Here is a 6,334-nt window from a genome sequence, read left to right on the forward strand (position 1 = left end):
TTTCATATCTTTTCTATTGTATATTCCTGTGCGAATACGAAAGCGCTGGTGCAAATTGCGGGAAATGTTGCTCATGATTTTCGTTTGTTAAAAGCGGTTATTGAAGTAAATAATAAGCAACAACTGCTATTGATTGAAAAAGCGAAAAAAGTCATGAACATGAATAAAAAGCGGATTGCAGTTCTTGGCGCATCCTTTAAACCGAATACGGATGATATTAGAGAGGCATCATCTCTTATTATAATAGAAGCATTAATTAATATAGGTGCAGATATTGTTCTTTACGACCCAAAAGCAATTCAATATGTGAAAAATATATTTGGAGATGCTATACAATATAGTAGATGTATAGATGAATCGATTAGAGATGCGAGTGCGGTTTTTATCGTAACAGAATGGGAAGATATTCAAACTTATCCGTTAGAAAAGTACGTACAACTTATGAGGGAGCCTATTTTATTTGATGGGAGAAATTGTTATACTGATGAAGATGTTAAGAAACAAAAGATAGATTATTACTCGGTGGGAAGAAAAAGTATTTGTAATAGAAAAGTTTCTGTTATGCGTTAAAAAGGGATGTACTCATACATATTTTTATATGTCATAATAGAAGCTGTAATTAGTGAAAGAAAAGAGGCAATCACATGACTGAACGTTTAAAAGTAATGACAATTTTCGGGACACGTCCAGAAGCAATTAAAATGGCACCTCTTGTATTAGAGTTGCAAAAACACCCAGAAAAAATTGAATCGATTGTGACTGTAACAGCACAACATCGCCAGATGTTAGACCAAGTATTAAGTATCTTTGGAATTACGCCAGATTTCGATTTAAATATCATGAAAGACCGCCAAACTTTAATTGATGTTACAACGCGTGGCTTAGAAGGTTTGGATAAAGTAATGAAAGAAGCGAAGCCGGATATTGTACTTGTACATGGTGATACAACAACAACATTTATTGCAAGCTTAGCTGCTTTTTATAATCAAATTCCAGTAGGTCATGTTGAGGCGGGCCTTCGTACGTGGGATAAGTATTCTCCATACCCAGAAGAGATGAATCGTCAATTAACAGGTGTAATGGCGGATCTTCATTTCTCACCAACAGCAAAATCAGCAACGAACTTACAGAAGGAAAATAAAGATGAGTCACGTATTTTCATCACAGGAAATACAGCGATTGACGCGCTACAAACGACTGTAAAAGAAACATATAGTCATCCTGTACTAGAGAAACTTGGAAATGATCGTCTTGTACTTATGACAGCTCACCGTCGTGAAAACTTAGGTGAACCGATGCGTAATATGTTCCGTGCAATTAAGCGTCTTGTTGATAAGCATGAAGATGTACAAGTTGTGTACCCTGTTCATATGAACCCTGTTGTTCGTGAAATAGCAAATGAAATTTTAGGTGAACATAACCGTATTCATTTAATTGAGCCGCTAGATGTAATTGATTTCCACAATGTTGCAGCTCGTTCATACTTAATGTTAACGGATTCTGGTGGTGTACAAGAAGAAGCTCCATCACTTGGGGTACCAGTTCTTGTTCTTCGTGATACAACAGAGCGCCCTGAAGGTATTGAAGCAGGTACGCTGAAATTAGCAGGAACAGACGAAGAGACAATCTTTGGTCTTGCTGATGAGTTGTTATCAGATAAAGAAGCTCATGATAAGATGGCGAAAGCATCTAATCCTTACGGTGATGGTCGTGCATCAGAGCGTATTGTAGAAGCAATTTTACAACACTTTAATAAGTAAATAAAAAAGGCCCAATCGGATAGATTGGGCCTTTTTGTTATGGCTGATTGCGCATAATCCACTCTGCATGAGCATTTGTAGAAGGTGGCGGATCAGTTGGTGTTTTATTTTGGTTTGTTTCTTTTTTTGTTTGTTCGTTAGAACTTGAATTTGAATCAGGATTTGAGTTGTTTTTTGTAGTTGGATTTTTTGCTTTTTCTCCTAATTCTTTTTCAATTTCGTTACGCACCGTTTCTACACTGATTGGATCTGGAAGGAAGTAATAAATACCGCCTACCTTTTTGTCTTCGCCTTCAAGCTTTAACGTTTGCATTGTAGAAGGATCAAATCCAGAAATTTTATTGTAAAGAGCAAGTCCGTCTGAAATAGGAATGTCGGTTTTTATATATTTTCCAACGACAGCCGTTAAATCTTTAATTTTAAATACAGTAGATGTGGAGTTTAGTTTATGAGCAACAGCGGCCAGTAATTGTCTTTGTCTAGCAGCTCGACCATAATCGCCATTTGGATCTTGCTTTCGCATACGGACGTAAGCAAGTGCTTCTTCACCGTTTAAGTTTTGCTGTCCTTGCTTAAATTGAATTTTTTTGTAGTAATCCACGTCAGAGCGCTCCCAGAAATCGAAGGGTACGTCAACAGTAACACCGCCAACAGCATCAACGATACCTTTAAAGCCTTGGAAATCAATTTTAAGATAATGGTCTACAGGAACTTTTAGAAAGCCTTCGACAGTTTTGATTGCCATTTCTTCTCCGCCGTAAGCATGGGCAGCGTTAATTTTGTCTTCTTTATTTTTACCAACAATTGTAACTCGAGAATCACGAGGAATACTCATAAGTGAAATCTTTTGCGTTTTCGGGTTGACTGTTGCAAACATTAATGAGTCTGTACGACCATTTTGACCGTCTGTCGCATAATCTTCTATACCCATAATGAGAATTGTAAAAGGTTCCTTTGTAATTTCTACATCTTTGTTTCTTAAATCCGATTTTTCACGAGTAAAACCACTATACATCCCCATAAGAGAAGAGTAAGAATTTAACACATAAACTCCTATACTGCCAAATAAAAATGCGAAAATAAGGAAGAAGAAAAGTTTCCTTCTTCGTTTCTTTTTTATTCTGCTATTTTGGAGATGATAATAACGTTCTTCCATATATAATCTCCTTAGTTCGTTAGTTCATTTGTAGGGAAGTAATTCACTACATTAATCTTTAAAGGTGATAAAAGAGTTATGCTTAGATAACATCTTGTTCTAAGTACAACATATCTCCTTCTGTAATTGTACATTTCCCGTTTGTTAATTCAATCATCCAATCTGTAAAGGCTTGTTTGCCGTCTTCTTCAACATACGTATCAAATGTGACATTTTCTAGATAATGTATATCTTTAATGGCATATTTTGAATTGCGTAATTCATTTTCCACTTTGCCAAGTAATGTGTAATCAATCTCGGTTTGCATCACACGCATTAGTTTTCGCTGGACAACACCGACATGATTAATGCCTTCGCTTGTACACTTTCCATATGCACGAATTAATCCACCTGCGCCAAGTTTAATGCCACCAAAATAGCGTGTTACGACAACAACGGTATCTTTTAGTCCACGTTTTTTAAGTACTTCTAGCATTGGTACGCCAGCTGTACCGCTAGGCTCGCCGTCATCATTTGCTTTTTGAATATGATCTTGTTCGCCAATTAAATAAGCGGAACAATTATGTGTTGCATTCCAATGTTGTTTTTTTATTTTTTGTATAAATTCTTGAGCCTCTTCCTCAGTCGTTGCTCGGCTAATATAACAAATAAATCTTGATTTTTGAATGACGATTTCGTGTTCGCCGTAGTCTTTGATTGTTAAATATTGTAATAGCACTTGTATACGCCCCTATCTATCAAAATGACTAGTACTTTCCATTTTAAAAGCGAGGCTTTTTATATTCAAACATTTTTTCTAAATACGTTGAAGTTTTTGGTGATTATTTTATCTTTTTGTTGTAATTTGTCGAGATGGTGAGTATAATTTCAACCGGCATTTCCCTGTATGGATGCACCATTTGTAGTTTTCGTGTAAAATTAGGAAATAAAACTTTTTATAAGGCAGGTACGAAAATGAAAATAGCTATTGTTACTGATAGTACAGCATATATACCGAAGCAAATTCGTGATGAACTCAATATATATATGATTCCATTAAACGTTGTGTTTGGAACAGAATCTTATCAAGAAGAAGCTGAAATTTCAGCAGATGATTTTTATGTGAAAGTACGTGAACAAGAGGAACTTCCAAAAACTTCTCAACCAGCAATCGGAAAGTTTGTTGAGCTATATGAAGAACTAGCTAAAGATTATGATGCAGTTATTAGTATTCACCTATCAAGTGGAATTAGTGGTACATATCAAACATCAACAACAGCTGGACAGATGGTAGAGGGTATTGATGTATATACGTATGACTCTGAAATTAGTTGTGAAGTACAAGGATTTTATGTGCGTGAAGGTGCAAAGTTAGCAAGTGAAGGAAAGAATCCAAAAGAGATTATCGCTCGTTTTGATGAAATGAAGAAAACGATGGACGCCTATTTTGTAGTTGATGATTTACATCATTTGCAACGTGGTGGTCGATTAAATAGCGCGCAAGCTTTCATCGGCAGTCTGTTACAAGTGAAGCCAGTTTTATATTTTAGAGATAAGATCATTATTCCGTTTGAAAAGATTCGTACACGTAAAAAAGCATTAAAACGTATCATTGAAATTTTTGATGAGCAAGCAAGTAAAGGTGTACCTATGGAAGCAGTTATCATTCATGCGCAACGTGAAGAGGAAGCGAATGAATGGAAGAAAGAATTAGAAGCAAAATATCCTCACGTCACAATTCGTACAGGTTATTTTGGAGCTGTAATTGGTACGCACTTAGGTGAAGGTGCATTAGGTCTTGGATGGTATACGAAGTAATAAAGATATAAAAAGCTCTCTTTTTAAGAGGGTTTTTTTACGGGTATGTTACGTTTAGTTGACAAGTTAATATTTGGAAATGGTAAAATGTACGTAAAATAAAATAATGAGGAAAGTTTTATAACTTACTTTTTACAAGAAACTATATTATAATAGAAGAGAGGTGAAACATATGGAGCATAATTCTTGTTTATGTCCAAAGTTTGAGTCAGCTTTTACTTTGCTTAGTAAGAAATGGACTGGCTTAATTATTAAATCTTTGCTTGAAGAGTCGAAACGTTTTAGAGAAATCGCAGATATCATCCCAAATATGAGCGATCGTATGTTGTCAGAGCGTTTGAAGGAATTGGAAAGCGAGGGCATTGTAGTTCGTGATGTTTATCCAGAAGTACCAGTTCGAATCGAGTATGGCTTAACTGACAAGGGAAAAGCGTTAGAAAGTGTTATGGATGAGGTCCAAAATTGGGCTGAGAAATGGATGAAGTAGCATTTCATTTGTATTCGTATATTTAATAAAACGTAAGGGATTCCTTACGTTTTTTCTTTGTTCACAGAAGTGAGAAAAGTATATAAATTTCTACACATACATACAAAAATATACGAATTTTGCGCTAGAGCTACAAATAATATTACATTTGTTTTACAAAAACGTAACATTAGCAAAAAAAATCCCGAATTATGGTATAAATTTTATAGGTTATATACGGAAAAAGAAAAAAGAAAGCGGTGTAAAAAATAAAATGAAAAAGCTAAAAATGGCATCTTGCGCATTAGTTGCAGGGTTAATGTTTTCAGGACTAACACCAAATGTATTTGCAGAAGATAAAATTTCTGACGTGAAATCACAAATTAATACACAAAATGACACTTTACATAAACAACAACAAGAACGTGATGAATTACAAAAACAAATGAATGACTTAAACAAAACAATTCAAGGTTTAGATAAGTCTGTTCAAGAGAATGCTGCAAAACTTGATGAAACAACGAAAAAAGTTTCTGATACTGAGCAATTAATTGAAAAGAAAAATAAAGATATTGCAGAATTACAAACAAAGATTGCAAAACGTGAAGAGTTATTAAGAAAGCGTTTAGTTGCACTTCAAGAACAACCAAATACGAACGTTGTAACAGAAGTTCTTGTAAACTCTAAAAACGTTGCAGATTTAGTTGATCGTTTAACTTCTGTTTCTAAAATTCTTGAGTCTGATGAAGATATCATGAAAACACAGCAAGAAGATCAAGCTAGTGTGAAAAAAGATGTTGCAACGGTAAAAGAGAAACAAAAAGAATTAAAAGAAGCACAAGCTCAAATTGAAACTGCTAAGAAAGAACTTGACGCTGAAAAAGAGAAAAAAGCAACAGCGGTAAACGATTTAAGCGGTAAAATGGATACAGTTGTAACTACAATGACAAGTACGGAAAGCCAATTAAAAGAGCTTGAGAAACAAGCGTTACAATTACAACGTATTGCAGAAGAAGAAGCACAAGCAAAAGCTGCACAAGAAGCTGCTGCTCAAAAACAAGCAGAGCAAGCTGCTAAAGCTGCGCAAGCTCAGCCAGCACAAGCTGCACCAGCAAACAATGGTGGACAAGCTCAAAAAGAAGAGCCTAAAAAAGA

6 protein-coding genes and 1 pseudogene are annotated in these 6,334 nt (G+C 35.2%); 5 read left to right on the top strand and 2 right to left on the bottom strand.

Annotated features, from left to right (window positions below; translation table 11 throughout):
* Window positions 1-33: 33 nt before the first annotated feature.
* Window positions 34-570, top strand: a pseudogene (locus tag MR160_RS23365) (UDP binding domain-containing protein); the annotation flags it as partial.
* Window positions 571-644: 74 nt separating this feature from the next.
* Window positions 645-1,760 carry a non-hydrolyzing UDP-N-acetylglucosamine 2-epimerase gene (gene wecB / locus MR160_RS23370; RefSeq protein ID WP_000140145.1) on the top strand — a complete coding sequence of 372 codons (1,116 nt, stop codon included), beginning with the start codon at window positions 645-647 and terminating at the stop codon, window positions 1,758-1,760.
* A 37-nt stretch (window positions 1,761-1,797) separates the two neighbouring features.
* Here wecB and MR160_RS23375 read toward each other — a convergent pair whose 3' ends face one another.
* Window positions 1,798-2,916, bottom strand: coding sequence for an LCP family protein (locus MR160_RS23375; protein ID WP_000392803.1), 1,119 nt, complete (start codon window positions 2,914-2,916; stop codon window positions 1,798-1,800).
* A gap of 82 nt (window positions 2,917-2,998) precedes the next feature.
* A complete protein-coding gene (locus MR160_RS23380; RefSeq protein ID WP_000926669.1) occupies window positions 2,999-3,634 on the bottom strand; it encodes a YigZ family protein in 636 nt (211 codons plus the stop codon).
* Window positions 3,635-3,870: 236 nt separating this feature from the next.
* Here MR160_RS23380 and MR160_RS23385 point away from each other — a divergent pair, with 236 nt between their 5' ends.
* From MR160_RS23385 to MR160_RS23395, 3 genes are all read left to right on the top strand, one after another.
* Window positions 3,871-4,713, top strand: a complete 843-nt coding sequence (locus MR160_RS23385) for a DegV family protein (RefSeq protein WP_000684725.1) — start codon at window positions 3,871-3,873, stop codon at window positions 4,711-4,713.
* Between the two features lie 172 nt (window positions 4,714-4,885).
* Window positions 4,886-5,200, top strand: a complete 315-nt coding sequence (locus MR160_RS23390; RefSeq protein WP_000400856.1) for a winged helix-turn-helix transcriptional regulator — start codon at window positions 4,886-4,888, stop codon at window positions 5,198-5,200.
* Between the two features lie 148 nt (window positions 5,201-5,348).
* Window positions 5,349-6,334, top strand: a 986-nt coding sequence (locus MR160_RS23395; protein ID WP_242298124.1) for a coiled-coil domain-containing protein, incomplete at its 3' end; no start/stop codon positions are given.

The sequence above is a fragment of the Bacillus cereus group sp. BfR-BA-01382 genome, from assembly GCF_022663475.1.
Lineage (GTDB): Bacteria > Bacillota > Bacilli > Bacillales > Bacillaceae_G > Bacillus_A > Bacillus_A thuringiensis_S.

Excerpts from the sequence above, each read along its gene's own strand:
- MR160_RS23385 (WP_000684725.1), top strand. The coding sequence starts at position 3,871 with ATGAAAATAGCTATTGTTACTGATAGTACAGCATATATACCGAAGCAA.
- MR160_RS23390 (WP_000400856.1), top strand. The coding sequence starts at position 4,886 with ATGGAGCATAATTCTTGTTTATGTCCAAAGTTTGAGTCAGCTTTTACT.
- wecB (WP_000140145.1), top strand. The coding sequence starts at position 645 with ATGACTGAACGTTTAAAAGTAATGACAATTTTCGGGACACGTCCAGAA.
- MR160_RS23375 (WP_000392803.1), bottom strand. The coding sequence starts at position 2,916 with ATGGAAGAACGTTATTATCATCTCCAAAATAGCAGAATAAAAAAGAAA.